Raw genomic sequence first — 16700 nt, 5'->3', positions numbered from 1 at the left:
GAGCCCATCATGGCCGGCCAGAAAACCAAAGACCGCCCCAACCTGTTTCAGTACATCGCCTACTGCTACGGCAAGCGACTGCCCGATTCCATGCGCGACTGGGTGGCCCACGACCTGGCCGACCATGGCGCCGTGCGCCGGCACTTGATCCGCATGGCGATTCCGCCGTTGTTCGTGCTGGCGCCGCTCTGGCTGCTGCCCGCCTCGCTCTATGTGCACATCGAGATGACCGTGCCGATCTACATCTGGGCCCTGTTGATGGCGCTCGCGCTCAACAAGATCTGGCGGCGGCACCGGCTGGCACAGCATGGCCTGGACCCCAACCTGGTCGACGAGATCCAGTACAAGAAAGACCAGCGGAAGCACGAGGACTACATCCGGCGGTTCGGACCGCGTCCGGAATCATCCAAGTACCAGGCCAACAGCAGCCCGTTCTGAGCTTTTCCCCTGAATAGACCCCTTGCATGCAAGCTTGCATGCAAGGGGTATCGTGGTGTCCCGTGGACACCGACGAGAAGTCGAGCAACAGCCAACGCGTGTACCGGATGACCAAGGACCAGATCCTCTCCGGTGAGTTCCGCGGCGGGCAGCTGCTCAGCGAGGTAGAGGTGGCGACGCAACTCGGCGTCAGCCGTACCCCCGTGCACGAGGCGTTTCTACGTCTGGCCGCCGAGGACTTCCTGGACCTGGTGCCGCGGCGCGGCGCCGTCGTCGTCCCGGTGTCCGCACAGGAGGCCACCGACCTGCTGGAGATGCGCCTGGCGCTCGAGACCGCGGCGGTGCGCCGGCTGTGCCGGTCGGCCGACGCCATCGACACACTGTTCGGCGAACTGACCGAATTGGTGGACCGGCAGCGCCATGGCGCGGCGATCGGGGACGCCGATCAGTTCGCCGCCGCCGACGACGCCTTTCACCGCCGCATCGTGGAGGTGGCCGGGAACACCATCGGCGGGCGTTTCTACGGGTCGCTCAGCGACCGGCAGCGCCGCATGATGGCCGACGCCGCCCGCTCGGACTCCGCCCGGCTGACCGAATTGATCGGCGAGCACGCGCAATTGGCGGACGCCATCGGCCGACGCGATGTGGCCGGCTTCGAGGCCGCCCTCCTCGCACATCTGGAAGCGACCTACCGCGTGGTGCTGGCATGACCGCTGTCGCTTTCGAGCCCCCTGAGGCGCCGGAGCGGGTTCGGCACCGTCTCCAGCCTTGGCTCGCCGTGGCCATCGCCGTCTTCTGCATCGGTTGGGGCGGAAACCAATTCACCCCGCTGCTGATCGCCTACGCCCAACACTCCGGCTACACCCGGGTGGACGTGGACATCCTGTTGGGCGCCTACGTGCTCGGCCTGATCCCGGGCCTGCTGATCGCGTCGACGTTGTCGGACCGCCACGGTCGGCGCAATGTCATGGCCGCCGGCGTCATCAGTGCGGCGCTGGGCAGTCTCATCCTGGCGGTCGGCGACTACTGGGGATTTCCGGCCCTGTTCGTCGGCCGGCTGTTCAGCGGCGTGGCCGTCGGTATCGCGATGGCGGTCGGATCGGCCTGGATCACCGAACTGTCCAGGCCGCCCTTCGACGACGCGTCGCCCGGCGCGGGTGCGCGGCGGGCCTCGATCTGCCTGTCGCTGGGATTCGGGGTCGGCCCGTTGTTCGCCGGAGTGCTCACCGTGTACGCGCCGCTGCCGCTGGTGCTGACCTATCTGGTTCACGCGGCACTGTGCGTGCCGGTGCTGTGGGCGGTGTGGAATCGGACCGTCGAGACGCGCTCTCCGACGACTTCTCGGCCCTTCCTGGATGGGTTGAAGGTGCCCGCCGCCGGCCACCGCCGGTTCCTGCATGTCGTTGTTCCCATGGCGCCGTGGATCTTTGGTTCTGCGGCCATCGCCTACGCGGTGGTGCCGTCGCTGGTCGCCGATCAACTCGGGTCCTGGGCGTTGCTCTACACCGTCGGTCTGACGGTGCTGACCCTTGGCTGCGGCGTGCTGATCCAACCCGTCGCGCGGCGCCTCGATGACGTGTCCAGCTCGCGGGCCGTGGTGGTGTCGATGGCCTTGATGGCGCTGGGCATCTTCGCCGCGGTGGCCACCGCGGTCACCCGCTCCGCACTCGTCGCCCCATTGGTGGCGATGCTGCTCGGCAGCGCGTACGGCATCGCGATCGTGTCGGGTCTGCTTGAGATCCAACGCATTGCGCCGCCCGACGAACTCGCCGGGATCTCCGGGGTCTACTACTCCCTGGCCTATCTGGGCTTCCTGTTGCCGGCGGCGCTCGCGGCGCTGGCGCACTGGTTCAGTTATCCGGTGATGCTGACATTCGTCGGCGTACTGGCGTTGGTCTGCACGGCGGTGTGCGCGTCGGGATGGGCGAAACACCTTGAGCCGCGGACGCCGTCGCGGGACGCGGCGGAACACTAAGTCGAGGATTACTGCTTGATATTGACCGAAATCCTAGGTGCAATCGTTGTCGCTCGCCGGGTCCAGGTGTTCTGCGGCACGCTGTGGCGAATCTGCAGCTTGCGGTGATGACAACGCTGAAACGCCTCAAGAGGCTGCATATTCGCCACAGCGCCGGGTGAGGTAGTCGATCTGTAGGTAGATCGCGTAGAGAACGAGTGGCGGCAGAACGATGAATGGCACGTTCTCGCCGATGAATTTGAACCAGAACCCGAACGCGCCCTGCCCGATGTCGTCGAAGCCGGCTCCGACCTCGCTCAAAAAGTAGACGGCGGTGCTGCTCATCAAAACCGCGATGCCGGCGAACGCCACCCACAAGCACCGGATCCGCGATTCGGTGGGCAGGTCGGAGCTGATCAGCTTGGTCCACATCACGAATACCGTCGCCCCGGTGCACACGCCCACGATCTCCAGGGCGAAGACCCACGGGTTTCCGCTGACGTAGCGGGTGTCGGCCAAACCGTACTGCCACCAGAGCCACTTCCAGCCGGGGTCATCGGTCGGTGCCCACAGCCCCAGTGGATGTCCGATCAAGAACATCAGTTCGTACCCGATCTGGCTGCCTGCGGTGAACGGGATGTAGAAAAGCGTGAGTTCGGCCGCCTTGCCGACGCGGGTCCGTTGCTCCCCCGGCGCGTCCCACAGGATCACGAACGGCAGCAGCATCACCGGAATGCCGAACACCAGGTTGGCGACGACATCGACGGTGAACGTCGGCGGAATGAGGTGAACGCTGACCGCGATCGTCAGCAGGACGAACATGATGCCGACGAACAAGCCGGTGCCTGTGTAGATCCGCAGCCGGTGCGGTGCCCATGGCTTCGCGAAGTCGATCTCGGGATGCTGCACCGTGGTCATGGCGTCTGCCTTCATCTGCAATCTCAACTACTTGTGATTGCATGGCAGCCTATACCCGCTCTGCGGTCTGGAACGGCCGGTTCGAGGTGCCAAACGCATCGGGTGCACTCCCACGGCTACCGTCGTTCTGGTGACAGTGTCGCGATCACTTCTAACCCGGCTCTGCGTCGTCGGAACCGTCGTGTTCACGATCGCCGCGACCACGTCATGCGGACAATCAGCACCGCCACCGGTGGCCAGCAGCCCCACGCAGACCACAACCGCGCCGGCACCCAACGTCCCCGTGCCGACCTTGGCCGCCGTCGTTCCGACGGGTGACTTCACTCCGGTCTCGAAACTGGTCAACGATTCGATTGCGGCCCATCGGCTGCCCGGTGCGGTGGTTCAGGTCGGACACGGTGGCAATGTCGTCTTCCGCCAGGCGTACGGTTCGCGCAAGCTCGACGGTGAACCGGGGCTGGACGGGGTGCCCGCTCCCGCCGAGCCGATGACCGAGGACACGATCTTCGACCTGGCCTCGCTGTCGAAGAGCATCGCGACGACGACGGCCTTCATGCAGCTCTACGAGCAGGGCAAGGTCACGTTCGACGACCCGGTGCAGACTTACCTGCCGGACTTCAACCCCACCGATGACCCACGCCGCGCGCAGGTGACGGTTCGCATGTTGCTCACCCACACCTCGGGCATAGCGGGTGATCTGAGCCTGGACGGTCCGTGGGGTCTCGACAAGGCGGACAAGGCCGAAGGGATTCACCGGGCACTCGGCGCGTGGGTGGTGTACGGACCCGGGGAGTTGTTCCACTACTCCGACATCAACTTCATTCTGGTGGGCACGATCATCGAACGGATCACCGGCCGGCCCTTGGATCAATACGTGCGGGACAATGTCTTTGCACCACTTGGGTTGTCAGAGACCCGCTATCTTCCCGCGGCGAAAGCGTGTGGCCCACATCAGATCCGGGGAACGGCCATCGCCTTCGATCCGGACGCGCCCAAGGTGAATGACTGCCCGGAGGGTACGTGGAGCACCGACCTGTTGTCCCGCATCGCACCGACGGCGCTCGACGAAGACACCCCGGGCCTCAACCCCGACTACGGCCGCCCACTGCGCGGGACCGTGCACGACCCGACGGCACGCCGCATGGGCGGGGTGGCCGGCAGCGCCGGCGTGTTCGCCACGGTCAGCGATGTCGGCCGGTTCGCGCAAGCCCTGCTCGATCGTCTCGCAGGCCGCCCCAGCACCTTTCCGCTGAAGCAGGAGACCGTCGAGTTGATGACGACTCCGCAACAACCCGGCCACACCGCCGACCAGGTCGAGGCGGCCGACAACGCCACCCGCCGAGCTGTCGAAAACACCCCTAACACCACCGATCCGCTGTTGGCACCGCACTACCCGGCGATCGACGGGCAAGACCTGCGCGGATTCGGCTGGGATATCGATACCGCCCATTCCAGACCGCGCGGGCTGATCTTTCCCGTGGGCAGCTTCGGCCACACCGGGTTCACCGGCGTGACGCTGTGGATGGATCCGGGATCGGACACCTATGTCGCCGTCCTGGCCAACGTCATCCATCAACGCGGCGGTCCGCCGATCGCGAAGCTGAGCGGCGAGATCGCGACCGAATCCGCCCGGGCGCTCCATCTCTACGGGACTTAGCCGGCGACCACTGAGCCGACGAAGTAGCTGCCGAGCAGGCAGATTCCGATGAGAACCACCCATCCGTCGGTAAGGCGGCACAGCAACGCCGGCGCATGGCGAACCTCCATGAACTCCCGGAAAATGATGCGCACCTTGACAAGTGCGATGACGATCGCGCTGACGGTGACGACAGTGCTGGCTTTCAGCGTGCCGTTCTCATCGACGGCTTCGTCGAGCCATACGTAGGCGAGCGTCATCGCCGTCAAGACCAACCAGACGATGAGCAGCCTCTTGTTGAAGTTGGTGCGCACAACTCACCTCACCACGTAGATCAACGCGAAAATCAGGACCCAGAGGAGATCGACGGTGTGCCAATAGGTGGCACCGGTTTCGATGAGTTGCTGAGAGCGCCGCGCAGGGCTACGCAACTGATAGAGGACCACACCCAGCACCACGAAACCGATCAGCACGTGGATGCAGTGGATCGATGTCAGGAAGAAGTAGTGCTGGAAGAACTCGTCACTCGTGAACGTATTACCCAGGCGAATCTGTGCGACCCACTCGATGATCTTGCCCACCAGGAAGACGGCGCCGAACGCGACCGTCAGGAACACGTTCGTCAACGCGGAACGGTAGTTTGCCTCGCGGGCGGCCTGGACGCACCGGGCGATGGCCCACGAACTCAGCAGCAGCGCAACGGTATTGACCACACCCACCCGCAAGTCCAGATGAGACTGTGACTGCAGAAAGAGCTCTGGACTCTGGGTGCGTGACACCAGATATACCGAGAAGTACGCGGTGAACAGCAGCGATTCGAAGAGCACGAACATCCACATGTCGGGCTGCCCGGGCACCGACCGGGTGCGGGCGGCTTCGACGTGATCGGTCATCGGACCGCCTCCACCGTCATCTGTGTCCCGCCGGCCTGTCGCTCCTCAAGCTCGGGTAGCGGACCGGTGCCGAAGTCCTCACGCTCGATCATCCTGCGCAGCAGCACGATGAAAACGCCGGTGTAGGTGACGAATACGACCATGTTGACCCACCAGGCGATCGCGCCGTTCCAGGCGAACGCGCCGCGCTGGAAGATCCAGGCCGGTGCGACGACTACTTCGGTCAGCGCGTTGCAGAGGTTGAGGTAGCCGAACCACTTCGGGAACACCCGGTTCTTGTCGAGCAGGATCGCCGTCATCCACACCAGGGAGCCGATCAGGAACACCCCCATGGTGCCGCTGAACGACAGGAAGGCGAATTCGTAGAGCCAGTGGATGATCTCAGGGTCGCGGTCGGGCCGGAGCGCGGCGGCGGTCATGGCGATGGCCATGACGAGCATGCCGGGAATCGCACTCAGCGAGTACATGATCAGGTACGAGTACGCGAAGACGGGACTGACCGACATGCGTCGCATCGAATAGGCCAGGAGCGCATTCATCGGTGCGCACAAGCCTGTGATGAGGAAGACGACGCCGAAGCCGGCGAGAACACCGAACCGGTGGTCGGTGACCCAATGCACGACCGTCGGGGTATCCCAGGCCGGGCTCGGCGGTGGCTGCACGCGGGTGACGAAGAAGAACAGCACACCGTAGAGCTGGTAGAAGAACACCATCACGTACCAGGCGAACCACAGTTCGCGTTTGGGGTGATAGCGGACGTTCCACCTGAGTCTGCTCAACCGTGAGCCGGTCATGCGGGCACCTTGTCTGTCGCCCGCTGCTGCCTGATCGCCTGGGCGAGAACGACTCCCATCACCACGATCCAGACCGCGATGGCGATGTTCTTGAGCCAGAAGGACAACAGCCCGTCCCAGGCCAGGGGTCCGTCGAATGAGAGCGCGGTGAATGTGGCGGGGACCAGCGCGGCGGCGACGGCAAGATTGAAGTAGGCCACCCACGGTTTGAAGACCGGCCGCTCCTGCTGATCCCAGAAGATCGCGAGCGCCAGCAGCAGGCACTGGGCGATCAGGTACGGCACCAGCAGCGTGAAGGTCAGCCACCCGAGATCGTTGAGCACCTGGGTCAGTTCGGGGGCGCGGTCCGGCCGGAATGAGCCAAGCAGCCAGAACATGTTGGCGATGAGGAAGAGCGTCGGCGGACCTCCGGCCGCGGCGATCAAGCTGTAGGAGACGATCGGCGTGCGGTGAGCCATCCGGCGTACCTGCATCGCCAGCAGGATCACGATCGGGATGAGACCGACGCCGAACCAGTTGAACAGGATCATGCTGTAGCGGATCCGCGCGGCTTCGTCCTGATAGAAACTCGCGACCTGCTCGGCAGACATGTTGGGGGACATCGGATGTACGAATCCCGGGAACAGCAGGAACGCGGAGATCCAGATGATTGCCACCACGGGCAACGTGCCCAGGAGGATCAACTCACCGTCAGGTCGTCTCATCGTGGGACTCTCTTCATGCGTGACGTTAGTTGCCGATCGGCAACTTGAACGGTAGCCGATCGGCTACTCGACGGTCAATCGTCGGTTACCGTTGACGCTGTGACATCCACCCGGGAGGCCCGCACCTTCAGTGCGATCACACGCACCGCTGCTCAAACGCGGGTGATGGACGCGGCGCTGAAACTCATTGCCAATCAGGGCGTCAGCGGAACGTCGTTGCAGATGATCGCCGACGAAATGGGCGTCACGAAGGCCGCTGTGTATCGGCAGTTCAAGACCAAGGAAGAGATCGTCATCGCGATCACCGAACGGGAGATGGGCTTCCTCGAGGAAGCGCTCGAGGAAGCCGAGGCCGAGGGGTCCGCCCGTCAGGCCCGTGAGGTTCTGCTCGACCGGATGATCGAGCAGGCCATCGACCGCCGCGGCGCCTTCAGCATTCCGATGTTCGATCCCGTCATCATTCGCCTGCAGGCCGAATACGAGCCGTTTCAGCGGTTCATCGAACGCCTCTTCGCGGCGCTCCTGGGCACCGAAGCCGGCGTCGAAGCCCGGCTCCACGCCGCGATGCTCTCAAGTGCGATCAGCGTCGCCGTCATGCATCCTCTGCTCGCCGACATCGACGGCGAGACGCTCAGAGTCCAGTTGAACCAGATGACTCGCCGGATGCTCGGGCTCACGGACTGACAACGCCGCCGCGGTCAGCGGGCCGCTCAGTACTTGCGGTCGCCCTCGCTGTCGTCGAAGAACGCCCAGTCGCCGTCAGCCGAGAGCACTTCCATGCGCCAGCCCAGCTCGGGCTCAGCCTTCTGGTCGACGAACCAGGCGTGGGCGTCGTCGGCACTCTCGATGTCCTTGGTGTCGACGACTTCGCCTTTGGGGTTGAGAACTCGATAAGTAGCCATTGGTTCAGCGTTCCCGCCAACCGTGCCTTCGAATCAGCGCGTCGCGGCCGATGCCGGTGGTCAGGCGCAGTCGACGCAGATCGGATTGTCGGCACCGCCCCTGGCCAGGCGATGGCTGTGCTGCACGAGAAAACAACTCGAGCACGTGAACTCGTCGGCCTGTTTCGGCACCACCCGGACGGTGAGCTCCTCACCGGAGAGATCGGCCCCGGGTAGTTCGAAGTCATCGAGCGCATCGGCCTCGTCGACGTCGATCGCCGCGGTGGCGGCATCCTTGCCCCGGCCGGCCAGCGCTTCCAAGGACTCGTCGACCGAGTCCTCGGTTTCCTTCTGGCGGGGTGCGTCGTAGTCGGTGGTCATTGCGTGTCCTCTCGGTCGGTCCTGGGCATCTGCCCGTCGCCGCGATCACGGGTGCATTCCCCCGCCACTACATCGCCAAACCATGGGCTTCGCCCCGAGGGCACATCGAGGGGTTCAGCGACCCATCCGGCGATACGCTCAGCCAGGAAATTCAACCAGGAGGGCTGTCCGCCGCTATGTAGTTGCAGCGAAGATTGAACTAGACAGTTGAACTTTTGAGGCGCGGTGTCTCACGTGATGTCGCACGGATTTGCCTCACGCGTCGTCCAAAAACAGCGGCGCGTCCGGTAGTCACATCGGTCGGGCCAAACTATCGCCCAGCCGGTTCGTTCAGCAATCGACGCGGACGCCTGGATCGGTGGTGTAGTCCAGTACTTTGCCGTAGGCGTCACCACCGGCGGCCCACACCCGAGAGCAAACCTCAGCAAGGGTGGTTCCGCCCAAGATGTATACGGCGTAGATCGGGTCACCGTCTTCGGTGGCCGCCCGCAGCGACGGGCAGGATTGATCGGTACGCAGGTAGAAGGCGCCAGGGTGGGCATCCAAAAGTCGTTGCACTCCAGCCTCGTAGAGGCCCGGGGTGGTGACGGAACCCAAGATGACGATGTACTGACCGTTGCACGCTGGCCTGCTGATGGGTTGGCGCAAACCCAAATCGCCGAAGGGCGCCGACGCCGTCCGTGGTGGCGCCGTTTGCTTCGGTGGTCCCGGAGCGGGGGCCGGTTGGGTCACCGTCTTGGGCGGCGCGGTCTGGGTGACGGTTCGTGGCGGTGCTGGGGTGTCGATGGTTTCCGGCCAGGGTGAGGCCGTCGGTTGAGGTTGTGCAGCCGGCGGCGATGGTTGCCCTAGTCGAGCAGCAATGAAGGCAACCAGTGCGACGGCCAGCAATCCGGCGGCGATTGCGCCAGCGATTAGCGCCCACCGCCGTGATGAATGATTCTCGCGCGCAGCCGCTTCTGGAGTCGGTTGTGGCGCGAAGTCGTACATGGTGGGCGCGGCTGACGCCGGGACGGCGAGCTGGGTGACATCGCCCGGGCCTGCGGTGCGGGCACCGCGTTGAGTGAGTGCGGCAGCGAAGGTGCGGCAGGTGTCGAACCGTTGGTGTGGCTCTTTGGCCATCGCCTTGCCAAGCGCGTCGTCGATGTCACCGAGATCGGGCCGGATAGAGGCCAACCGCGGAGGTGGCGAGGACAAGTGATTCCCGATCACCACCGCCGGATTGGTGTTGGAGAACGGCACCGTGCCAGTGAGTAGATGAAACGCGGTGGCTGCCAAGGCGTACTGGTCCGCGCGGCCATCCAGTGACTGGCCGGTGAGTTGTTCTGGTGCGGCGTAGGCGACGGATCCCACAGTGACATTGGTGGCAGTTAACCCGCTGGAATCAAAGGTGTCGCGGGCGATACCGAAGTCGGCCAATACAATCCGCTGATCACCGTGGCGAGGGTCCGTGAGCAGAATGTTGGCGGGTTTGACGTCGCGATGCAGGAGATAGCGTTCGTGGGCGTAGTCGAGTGCCTCCGCGATGGCCGACACGATCTTGAACACTTCCGTAGGCGGCATGCCATGCGGGTATCGATCCTGCAGGAGTTGGGCGGCATCTTTGCCTTCGACGTAGTCCATCGTGATCCACAGCTGGCCGTCGTCCTCACCGCGGTCGTGCACCGCCACGATGTGCGGATGCCATAGCGTCGCGGCGATATCGGCCTCGCGAGCGAACCGGGCGCGAAACTGCGGGTCCGCGCTCACGGCCGGCGGCAGGATCTTCAGCGCCTCCTGCCGCGGCAGCCGTGGGTGTTGCACGAGGTAAACCTCGCCCATCCCCCCGGTTCCCAATAACCGCACAATGCGGTAGCCGGCGAACACCTCGCCGTCAGCAATTGGCATGGGCGAATACTACCCACCCAGATGTGAGTTGATCAGGCCTTTTGCGGCCCATCGCTGTACCGGGTTCTCTCCGAACCTGTGGCTCGAGAGTTTTGCCAACGTGCCCGTGGCCGGCCGGGCGGCTGCGTATCGTGACCACGATGCAGACGCAGCCCAGTCGTGGATCCGGGCGCTGGTTTGACACCCTGAGCCGTCGGCAGTTGCTACAGCTCAGCGGCAGCCTCGGGTTGGCCGCGACGCTGGGTGCCTGCGCCAACAATGCCGAATCCACTCCGTCCTCCGCGCACTCAAGCAGCCACGCGCCGGGGCTGTCCGCAGAACCTGCTGCCGTAAGTCCGCTACCGCTAGAACCGAGCCCGCCAACCACTACGACGACCGGCGGCCAGCCGATGGTCGAGATTTGCAGGCAAGCCTGGGGTGCCGCACCGGCTCGGCCTGCTGGGCGTCCGCACACCATCAACCGGATGACGCTGCACCACACCGCTGTTGTCCTCGGCGACAATCGCCACGCCCCCAGCCGATTACGTCAACACCAGCAGTACCACCAGGACGACCGAGGATGGATCGACATCGCCTACCACGTGGGCGTCGACCGCAACGGAAACATCTACGAACTCCGTACCCCTGAGCTCGCCGGCGACACCGCGACCAACTACGACCCGGCCGGGCACTTCCTGGTCCTATGCGAGGGGGATTTCGACCAAGAACCCGTCACTGAAGCGCAACTCGACGGTGCAGCAACGGCTTTCGCTTGGGCAGCCCAACAATTCCACCTTGCCAGCGGCACCCTGGGCGGGCACCGCGACTTCGCCGACACAGCCTGCCCTGGAGCCAACCTCTACGCACACATCACCTCAGGAGACCTGCACATGCGCATCGATGCCCTGCTCGCCGGCGGGCCCATCGACCTGCAACGCCTGTGCGGAGAAGAAGCGGCCACAAAGGTGGCTGCTATCGAAGCAGGTCAGTGACAGAACGGATCTGGGGTGCGATGACTGTCGAGCACATCGATCGGATCCGGTGATCCCGAAAACAAACACCAAACGCGTCAGGCCGGATTCTTACCTGTACTTGCTTGGCAGTCGACACCCGGTGCTGCCGGTGATCAGCGCTGCGGCTTGGGATCCGAAGCGCAGCGTTGTCCCGGTCTCGCTACTGAATAGCAGATCGTGATCGTTGGGTTGGCCCTTGAATACGATGAGCTCCGTTGCGCCTAACGAAGAGGCGACTAGTTGCGCCAAGTCGGCAGCCTGCTTCCAGTTCTGTTCCGGAATTGGGGTGTCGGATACGTAGTTTCGTAGCAGTAACAGTTGGCCGTCGGATTGCTCGTACGGTGGATTGCATCCGCCTTTGCTGTCTGTACGTCGCCATTCCCATGTCACAGACGGAGCTATCGCAGTGATCTGCTGACCGAGCTTTTCGAGGGCTGACTCCACTTGCGTGCGAGTGTCTTCAAGTGACGGCAGCGCTTTCAGAGCATCTGCTGCCTGGCTGGCTTGGCCGGCATCTGTGGGCTTATAGGGATCGCTCACGTGACATCCTGTGGCTAGTAGCGCAATCGATGCGAAGCACGTAATCGCACCGAGCTTGGTGCTCCAACTCATCGAACTCAACTCCGAACGACGCCACCACTACCATCCCGCCGCTCCGCCAACACGAACTGCCGCCGGATGAGATACAGCGGAAATGCCACGCTCACCGCGATGACCCCACTGAGCACAAGGTAGATCCACACCTTCGGGATTCCGATCCGGCGTGCCTCGACGATCATGAAGACAAATGCCGCCAACCCCATCAACAGCAGGTCATTGGTGAGCGAGGACGCCCCGTAGTTGACGTAGCCACTGCGGACGAAGTCGATCAGGCTCGTACTTTCGGTGGTGAAGAAGCCGATGTTGTTCCACCAGGTGGCGACAAACGCCACCAGCGCGATCACCGCATAGGTGCCACACAAAATCTTGTCGTGTCGTGTCAGCATTGCCATCGTCGCGCCTCCCCCGTCGGACCGAAACAGTCCAGGTGAACCTATCGTTCCGGCGGGCGCGAGGGGGCTGTTTGCCGCCAACTTGGTGAGTGAGTACTCTCTCACCATGTCATCCGGAAGGGACCGACTCTTGGCCACAGCACTCAAGCTGTTTGCCGCCAAGGGCTATGCGGCGACATCGGTGGCCCACATCCAGCAGGCCGCCGGCCTGGCCCCCGGATCGGGTGCGCTCTACAAGCACTTCGGCTCCAAACGCGAACTGCTCGAGGCGGCGGTCTCGCACCGCATCGACGCGATCGTGACCGCGCGGGAGCAGTACGACGCCGGCAATCCCAAATCCGTCGAAGAGGCGGTCCGCAGTGCCGGACAATTGATCTGGACCAACCTGACCCAAAGCGAGGAACTGCTGCGGGTCATGCTGCGTGAACCCGATGAGCTCGGTGAGCTCGACGAGAAAACGTGGCAGGTCATCACCGACAACGCCTATCAGCGGTTCGCCGATGAACTGGCCGCCTCCAATCGCTCCGGCCGCTTCCAGATCCCCGATCCCGAGGCCACCGCGGCGGTCGCCATCGCGGGGCTCTCCTATGCAGCGACACTGCAGGCGCTGACCGGGCGCTTGCCGGGCAATGTCGACCACGAACGTTTCTTCGAGGCCTGGGTCACCCAGACCGTCAGCACGATCAGGCAACACCGCTCTCAAAACAACTGACCACCAACATATTTCAGGAGCCACCGTGACGTTCTCCATGCAACTGAGCGACGACGTGATCGAGGTCCGCGACTGGGTGCACCAGTTCGCCGCCGATGTCGTGCGTCCCGCCGCCGCCGAATGGGACGAGCGCGAGGAAACGCCATGGCCGGTCATCCAGGAGGCCGCCAAGGTGGGGCTCTACTCCCCGGAGTTGTTCGCCCAGCAGACCGCCGAGCCCTCCGGACTCGGCATGCTGACCGTGTTCGAGGAACTGTTCTGGGGCGACGCGGGTATCGCGCTGTCGATCCTGGGCACGGGTCTGGCCGCAGCGGCCTTGGCGGGCAACGGAACTCCCGAGCAGATCGGCACGTGGCTGGCGCCGATGTTCGGCACGCCGGGCGAGCCTCAGCTGGGCGCCTTCTGCTCATCGGAACCCGATGCCGGTTCCGATGTCGGCGCCATCCGCACCCGCGCGCGGTTCGACGAGGCCACCAGCGAGTGGGTGCTCAACGGGACGAAGACCTGGGCCACCAACGGCGGTATCGCCAACGTCCACATCGTGGTCGCCTCGGTCTATCCCGAACTCGGCTCCCGCGGACAGGCCACGTTCATCATCCCGCCGGGAACCCACGGCCTGAGCCAGGGACAGAAGTTCAAGAAGCACGGTATCCGGGCCTCGCACACCGCAGAGGTCGTGCTGGACAACGTCCGGCTGTCCGAGGATCTGATCCTGGGCGGGCGGGAGAAGTTCGAGGCCCGCATCGCGCGGGTGAAGTCCGGCGCCTCGGCCGGCGGTCAGGCCGCGATGAAGACCTTCGAGCGCACCCGACCCTCGGTCGGCGCCATGGCGGTCGGCGTTGCTCGCGCCGCCTACGAGTACGCCCTCGACTACGCCTGCCAGCGTGAGCAATTCGGTCGCAAGATCGGCGAATTCCAGGCCGTGGCGTTCAAGCTCGCCGACATGAAGAGCCGGATCGACGCGGCGCGGCTGCTGGTGTGGCGGGCCGGGTGGATGGCGCGCAACAACCAGGCGTTCGACAATGCCGAGGGGTCGATGGCCAAGCTGGTGGCCAGCGAGACCGCGGTCTATGTGACCGATGAGGCGATCCAGATCCTCGGCGGCAACGGCTACACCCGCGACTACCCGGTCGAGCGGATGCACCGGGACGCCAAGATCTTCACGATCTTCGAGGGCACCAGCGAAATCCAGCGCCTGGTGATCTCCCGCGCGCTCACCGGCCTGTCGATCCGGTAGCGCCGAGCGGCTACTTGCCGGTGCGCTCGCGGTGCTTGCACCCGGGCCAACAGCACGGTCGCCGCTGACCTTCCTCCAGCTCCTCCTGTGTGCGGCGGATGCGTCGCTCGCGCGTCACCTGCTGCTTGGCGTCCTCGACCCAGCAGATGAACTCGTTGCGCGCGAGCGGCGTGATGTCCTTCCACGCGGCCAGCGCCGTGTCATTGCCGATCAGGGCGTCGCGCAGATCCGCGGGCAACTTATGCACCACCCCGCCGGGTACACGTTGGCCAGTCATGAGGTCAGGTTAAGCCGCGTCGCTCGGCAACACACTTGGGACACGACATTGCCCTTACCGTGACCTTAAGAGAGCCTTATTTTTCTTAGAGTTGGTGTACGGTGGGTGCTCAGGGCGGTGTGAACACGGACACACCCAAGGTGCTATCACAGGTCAACTCGGACCAACCGCCCTCGGCAGTGACGGAAGGAACCCGACATGCAGCCTGCAGCACACACCAGGATCGCTCTTGTCACCGGCGCATCCCGAGGTATCGGCGCCGACGTCGCCCAACAGCTCGCCGGTCCGGATACCCATGTCGTCGTCAACTACCGCGAGAAGGCCAAACGGGCCAACTCGGTCGTCGATGCGATCCGCCGTGCGGGCGGTCACGCCTCCACGCTGGGGGCCGACATCTCCGACGAAGCGGCCGCCGCCGCGATGATCGAACGTGTGGGCCGCGAGTTCGGCCGCTTGGACGTCCTGGTGCTCAACGCGTCGACCGGGCTGGAGCCGGGCACCGATCCGGGCTACGCGATGCGGCTGAATCGCGATGCGCAGCGCCGCCTGGCCAAGCTGGCCCTGCCGCTGATGCCGGTGGGCGGCCAGATCGTGTTCGTCACCAGTCATCAGGCCCACTTCTTCCCGAACAAGGCCGTGCCGAAGGGTTACGGACCGATCGCGGCGAGCAAGCGTGCCGGTGAAACCGCGCTCTACGCGATGCGGACCGAATTCAACCGGCGGGGAATCGATTTCACCGTAGTGTCCGGCGAGGTGATGTCGGACCGGGAGTTGGCGACGACCATCGCCCGCGCCGCCTCCGCACCGTACCCGTCCGGGATCGTCTACGTCGGAGGGCCCGACTTTCTCTGCCAGATGTCGGCATAGATCACCTACTGCGTAGCAGAAACAATCGCCTGTAGCTGATCGCGCACCGCGGTGCCCAGCGCGCTCGTCGTCGCGGATCCACCCATGTCGGGAGTCAGGATGTCGCCCCCACGGGCCAGCACATCCTCGACGGCAGTCAGGATCGCAGCCGCGGCGTCGGGCTCACCCAGGTGGTCGAGCATCAACGACGCGCTCCAGATTTGACCGATCGGGTTGGCCACCCCGCGCCCGGCGATATCGGGCGCGGAGCCGTGAACCGGCTCGAACAAGCTCGGAAATCGCCGTTCCGGGTTGATGTTTCCGCTCGGGGCGATGCCGATCGTACCGGTGCACGCCGGGCCCAGATCCGACAAGATGTCGCCGAAGAGGTTGCTCGCGACGACGACGTCGAACCAGTCAGGGTGCAGAACGAAATTCGCCGCAAGAATGTCGATGTGGAACTTGTCCACCTCGACGCCGGGGAACCGCTGGCTCATCAGCTCGACGCGTTCGTCCCAGTACGGCATCGTGATGGAGATACCGTTGCTCTTCGTCGCCGAGGTCAGGTGCCTGTCGGGGCGACGTTGGGCAAGCTCGAACGCGTACTTGACGATCCGGTCGACACCGACGCGGGTCATCACCGTCTCTTGCACCACCGTCTCGCGGTCGGTGCCCTCGAACATCTTGCCGCCGATGCTCGAGTACTCGCCCTCGGTGTTCTCCCGTACGACGACGAAGTCGACGTCGCCGGGTTCCCGGCCGGCCAGCGGACTTTTCACGCCGGGCATCAGTTTGACCGGACGCAGATTGACGTACTGGTCGAAATGCCTGCGGAACTGCAGGAGGCTGCCCCACAGCGAAATATGGTCGGGCACAACGCCCGGCCAACCGACGGCGCCGAAGTAGATCGCATCGAAGCGACTCAACTCGTCGAACCACCCGTCGGGCAGCATCGCGCCGGTATCGGTGTAGTACTCCGCGCACGCGTAATCGAACTGTTCGTAGTCGATGGCGAAACCGAAAGCGGCCGCCGCGGAGTCCAGCACTTTGAGTCCCTCGGGCACCACTTCCTTGCCGATGCCATCGCCCGGGATCACTGCAAGCCGGTGGGTGGTGGTCATTCCGCCACCCTACGTTCCGGCGATTCGGTGCCGACGACAA

The 16700-nt window shown here is 64.3% G+C and carries 21 protein-coding genes; 9 read left to right on the top strand and 12 right to left on the bottom strand.

The window, feature by feature from the left end:
* Nucleotides 1-9 precede the first annotated feature (9 nt).
* The 3 genes from QQ25_RS02950 (at nt 10) to QQ25_RS02940 (ending at nt 2413) form a co-directional block, all read left to right on the top strand.
* Nucleotides 10-438, top strand: coding sequence for a DUF5313 domain-containing protein (locus QQ25_RS02950; RefSeq protein ID WP_039313183.1), 429 nt, complete (start codon nt 10-12; stop codon nt 436-438).
* Between the two features lie 62 nt (nt 439-500).
* Nucleotides 501-1148: a GntR family transcriptional regulator gene (locus QQ25_RS02945; protein WP_039313180.1), complete on the top strand. Its 648-nt coding sequence runs from the start codon at nt 501-503 to the stop codon at nt 1146-1148.
* Nucleotides 1145-2413, top strand: a complete 1269-nt coding sequence (locus QQ25_RS02940) for an MFS transporter (protein WP_039377040.1) — start codon at nt 1145-1147, stop codon at nt 2411-2413. Before QQ25_RS02945 ends, QQ25_RS02940 begins: the two co-directional genes overlap by 4 nt.
* A 126-nt stretch (nt 2414-2539) precedes the next feature.
* Here QQ25_RS02940 and QQ25_RS02935 read toward each other — a convergent pair whose 3' ends face one another.
* A complete protein-coding gene (locus QQ25_RS02935; RefSeq protein WP_101906517.1) occupies nt 2540-3310 on the bottom strand; it encodes an emopamil-binding protein in 771 nt (256 codons plus the stop codon).
* 127 nt (nt 3311-3437) lie between these two features.
* On the opposite strand from QQ25_RS02935, the gene QQ25_RS02930 reads away from it, so the two are divergent.
* Nucleotides 3438-4967 (top strand): serine hydrolase domain-containing protein, encoded by a 1530-nt coding sequence (locus QQ25_RS02930; protein ID WP_039377738.1) that lies wholly within the window; start codon nt 3438-3440, stop codon nt 4965-4967.
* On the opposite strand, the gene QQ25_RS02925 is transcribed toward QQ25_RS02930, so the two are convergent.
* From QQ25_RS02925 to QQ25_RS02910, 4 genes are read right to left on the bottom strand one after another with little or no spacing between them, the layout of a single operon-like run.
* Nucleotides 4964-5260 (bottom strand): cytochrome C oxidase subunit IV family protein, encoded by a 297-nt coding sequence (locus tag QQ25_RS02925; RefSeq protein ID WP_039377035.1) that lies wholly within the window; start codon nt 5258-5260, stop codon nt 4964-4966. The two genes, QQ25_RS02930 and QQ25_RS02925, sit on opposite strands and share 4 nt — an antisense overlap.
* 3 nt (nt 5261-5263) lie before the next feature.
* The gene (locus tag QQ25_RS02920; protein WP_039377033.1) at nt 5264-5839 is read right to left on the bottom strand and encodes a cytochrome c oxidase subunit 3; all 576 of its coding nucleotides are present in this window, start codon (nt 5837-5839) and stop codon (nt 5264-5266) included.
* Nucleotides 5836-6633, bottom strand: coding sequence for a hypothetical protein (locus tag QQ25_RS02915; RefSeq protein ID WP_052235584.1), 798 nt, complete (start codon nt 6631-6633; stop codon nt 5836-5838). Before QQ25_RS02915 ends, QQ25_RS02920 begins: the two co-directional genes overlap by 4 nt.
* Nucleotides 6630-7337, bottom strand: a complete 708-nt coding sequence (locus QQ25_RS02910) for a hypothetical protein (RefSeq protein ID WP_039377030.1) — start codon at nt 7335-7337, stop codon at nt 6630-6632. The genes QQ25_RS02915 and QQ25_RS02910 overlap by 4 nt, the downstream gene beginning before the upstream one ends.
* Nucleotides 7338-7436: 99 nt before the next feature.
* On the opposite strand from QQ25_RS02910, the gene QQ25_RS02905 reads away from it, so the two are divergent.
* Complete coding sequence (locus QQ25_RS02905; RefSeq protein WP_039313162.1) at nt 7437-8021, top strand: TetR/AcrR family transcriptional regulator; 585 nt, start codon at nt 7437-7439, stop codon at nt 8019-8021.
* 26 nt (nt 8022-8047) lie between these two features.
* Here QQ25_RS02905 and QQ25_RS02900 read toward each other — a convergent pair whose 3' ends face one another.
* From QQ25_RS02900 to QQ25_RS02890, 3 genes are all read right to left on the bottom strand, one after another.
* On the bottom strand, nt 8048-8239 hold the full coding sequence (locus tag QQ25_RS02900) for a hypothetical protein (protein ID WP_039313160.1): 192 nt from the start codon (nt 8237-8239) through the stop codon (nt 8048-8050).
* A gap of 60 nt (nt 8240-8299) precedes the next feature.
* On the bottom strand, nt 8300-8599 hold the full coding sequence (locus tag QQ25_RS02895) for a DUF4193 domain-containing protein (RefSeq protein ID WP_039313157.1): 300 nt from the start codon (nt 8597-8599) through the stop codon (nt 8300-8302).
* Nucleotides 8600-8929: 330 nt separating this feature from the next.
* A complete protein-coding gene (locus QQ25_RS02890; RefSeq protein ID WP_039377028.1) occupies nt 8930-10483 on the bottom strand; it encodes a serine/threonine-protein kinase in 1554 nt (517 codons plus the stop codon).
* Nucleotides 10484-10872: 389 nt separating this feature from the next.
* On the opposite strand from QQ25_RS02890, the gene QQ25_RS02885 reads away from it, so the two are divergent.
* Nucleotides 10873-11454 (top strand): N-acetylmuramoyl-L-alanine amidase, encoded by a 582-nt coding sequence (locus QQ25_RS02885; protein WP_324607866.1) that lies wholly within the window; start codon nt 10873-10875, stop codon nt 11452-11454.
* 90 nt (nt 11455-11544) lie between these two features.
* On the opposite strand, the gene QQ25_RS29990 is transcribed toward QQ25_RS02885, so the two are convergent.
* On the bottom strand, nt 11545-12015 hold the full coding sequence (locus tag QQ25_RS29990; RefSeq protein WP_157847792.1) for an LppA family lipoprotein: 471 nt from the start codon (nt 12013-12015) through the stop codon (nt 11545-11547).
* A gap of 77 nt (nt 12016-12092) precedes the next feature.
* On the bottom strand, nt 12093-12467 hold the full coding sequence (locus QQ25_RS02880; RefSeq protein ID WP_198530744.1) for a DUF2834 domain-containing protein: 375 nt from the start codon (nt 12465-12467) through the stop codon (nt 12093-12095).
* A gap of 106 nt (nt 12468-12573) precedes the next feature.
* Between QQ25_RS02880 and QQ25_RS02875 the strand changes: the two genes are divergently transcribed.
* Both QQ25_RS02875 and QQ25_RS02870 read left to right on the top strand, forming a co-directional pair.
* Complete coding sequence (locus QQ25_RS02875; protein ID WP_039313145.1) at nt 12574-13179, top strand: TetR/AcrR family transcriptional regulator; 606 nt, start codon at nt 12574-12576, stop codon at nt 13177-13179.
* 25 nt (nt 13180-13204) lie between these two features.
* Nucleotides 13205-14416 carry an acyl-CoA dehydrogenase family protein gene (locus tag QQ25_RS02870; RefSeq protein ID WP_039313143.1) on the top strand — a complete coding sequence of 404 codons (1212 nt, stop codon included), beginning with the start codon at nt 13205-13207 and terminating at the stop codon, nt 14414-14416.
* A 10-nt stretch (nt 14417-14426) separates the two neighbouring features.
* On the opposite strand, the gene QQ25_RS02865 is transcribed toward QQ25_RS02870, so the two are convergent.
* Nucleotides 14427-14693 carry a YdeI/OmpD-associated family protein gene (locus QQ25_RS02865; protein ID WP_039313140.1) on the bottom strand — a complete coding sequence of 89 codons (267 nt, stop codon included), beginning with the start codon at nt 14691-14693 and terminating at the stop codon, nt 14427-14429.
* Between the two features lie 198 nt (nt 14694-14891).
* On the opposite strand from QQ25_RS02865, the gene QQ25_RS02860 reads away from it, so the two are divergent.
* Nucleotides 14892-15560: an SDR family oxidoreductase gene (locus QQ25_RS02860; protein ID WP_039377024.1), complete on the top strand. Its 669-nt coding sequence runs from the start codon at nt 14892-14894 to the stop codon at nt 15558-15560.
* Between the two features lie 5 nt (nt 15561-15565).
* Here QQ25_RS02860 and QQ25_RS02855 read toward each other — a convergent pair whose 3' ends face one another.
* A complete protein-coding gene (locus tag QQ25_RS02855; protein WP_039377022.1) occupies nt 15566-16660 on the bottom strand; it encodes a tartrate dehydrogenase in 1095 nt (364 codons plus the stop codon).
* Nucleotides 16661-16700 lie beyond the last annotated feature (40 nt).

The organism is Mycolicibacterium setense (genome assembly GCF_000805385.1).
In the GTDB taxonomy this organism is placed as follows: Bacteria; Actinomycetota; Actinomycetes; order Mycobacteriales; family Mycobacteriaceae; genus Mycobacterium; species Mycobacterium setense.
This window is presented reverse-complemented; position numbering and strand designations above follow the sequence as displayed.

What these genes read in the sequence shown, in the direction of transcription:
- QQ25_RS02950 (WP_039313183.1), top strand. Translation starts at nt 10, where the DNA reads ATGGCCGGCCAGAAAACCAAAGACCGCCCCAACCTGTTTCAGTACATC.
- QQ25_RS02940 (WP_039377040.1), top strand. Translation starts at nt 1,145, where the DNA reads ATGACCGCTGTCGCTTTCGAGCCCCCTGAGGCGCCGGAGCGGGTTCGG.
- QQ25_RS02935 (WP_101906517.1), bottom strand. Translation starts at nt 3,310, where the DNA reads ATGACCACGGTGCAGCATCCCGAGATCGACTTCGCGAAGCCATGGGCA.
- QQ25_RS02920 (WP_039377033.1), bottom strand. Translation starts at nt 5,839, where the DNA reads ATGACCGATCACGTCGAAGCCGCCCGCACCCGGTCGGTGCCCGGGCAG.
- QQ25_RS02915 (WP_052235584.1), bottom strand. Translation starts at nt 6,633, where the DNA reads ATGACCGGCTCACGGTTGAGCAGACTCAGGTGGAACGTCCGCTATCAC.
- QQ25_RS02910 (WP_039377030.1), bottom strand. Translation starts at nt 7,337, where the DNA reads ATGAGACGACCTGACGGTGAGTTGATCCTCCTGGGCACGTTGCCCGTG.
- QQ25_RS02900 (WP_039313160.1), bottom strand. Translation starts at nt 8,239, where the DNA reads ATGGCTACTTATCGAGTTCTCAACCCCAAAGGCGAAGTCGTCGACACC.
- QQ25_RS02895 (WP_039313157.1), bottom strand. Translation starts at nt 8,599, where the DNA reads ATGACCACCGACTACGACGCACCCCGCCAGAAGGAAACCGAGGACTCG.
- QQ25_RS02890 (WP_039377028.1), bottom strand. Translation starts at nt 10,483, where the DNA reads ATGCCAATTGCTGACGGCGAGGTGTTCGCCGGCTACCGCATTGTGCGG.
- QQ25_RS02885 (WP_324607866.1), top strand. Translation starts at nt 10,873, where the DNA reads ATGGTCGAGATTTGCAGGCAAGCCTGGGGTGCCGCACCGGCTCGGCCT.
- QQ25_RS02880 (WP_198530744.1), bottom strand. Translation starts at nt 12,467, where the DNA reads ATGGCAATGCTGACACGACACGACAAGATTTTGTGTGGCACCTATGCG.
- QQ25_RS02875 (WP_039313145.1), top strand. Translation starts at nt 12,574, where the DNA reads ATGTCATCCGGAAGGGACCGACTCTTGGCCACAGCACTCAAGCTGTTT.
- QQ25_RS02865 (WP_039313140.1), bottom strand. Translation starts at nt 14,693, where the DNA reads ATGACTGGCCAACGTGTACCCGGCGGGGTGGTGCATAAGTTGCCCGCG.
- QQ25_RS02860 (WP_039377024.1), top strand. Translation starts at nt 14,892, where the DNA reads ATGCAGCCTGCAGCACACACCAGGATCGCTCTTGTCACCGGCGCATCC.
- QQ25_RS02855 (WP_039377022.1), bottom strand. Translation starts at nt 16,660, where the DNA reads ATGACCACCACCCACCGGCTTGCAGTGATCCCGGGCGATGGCATCGGC.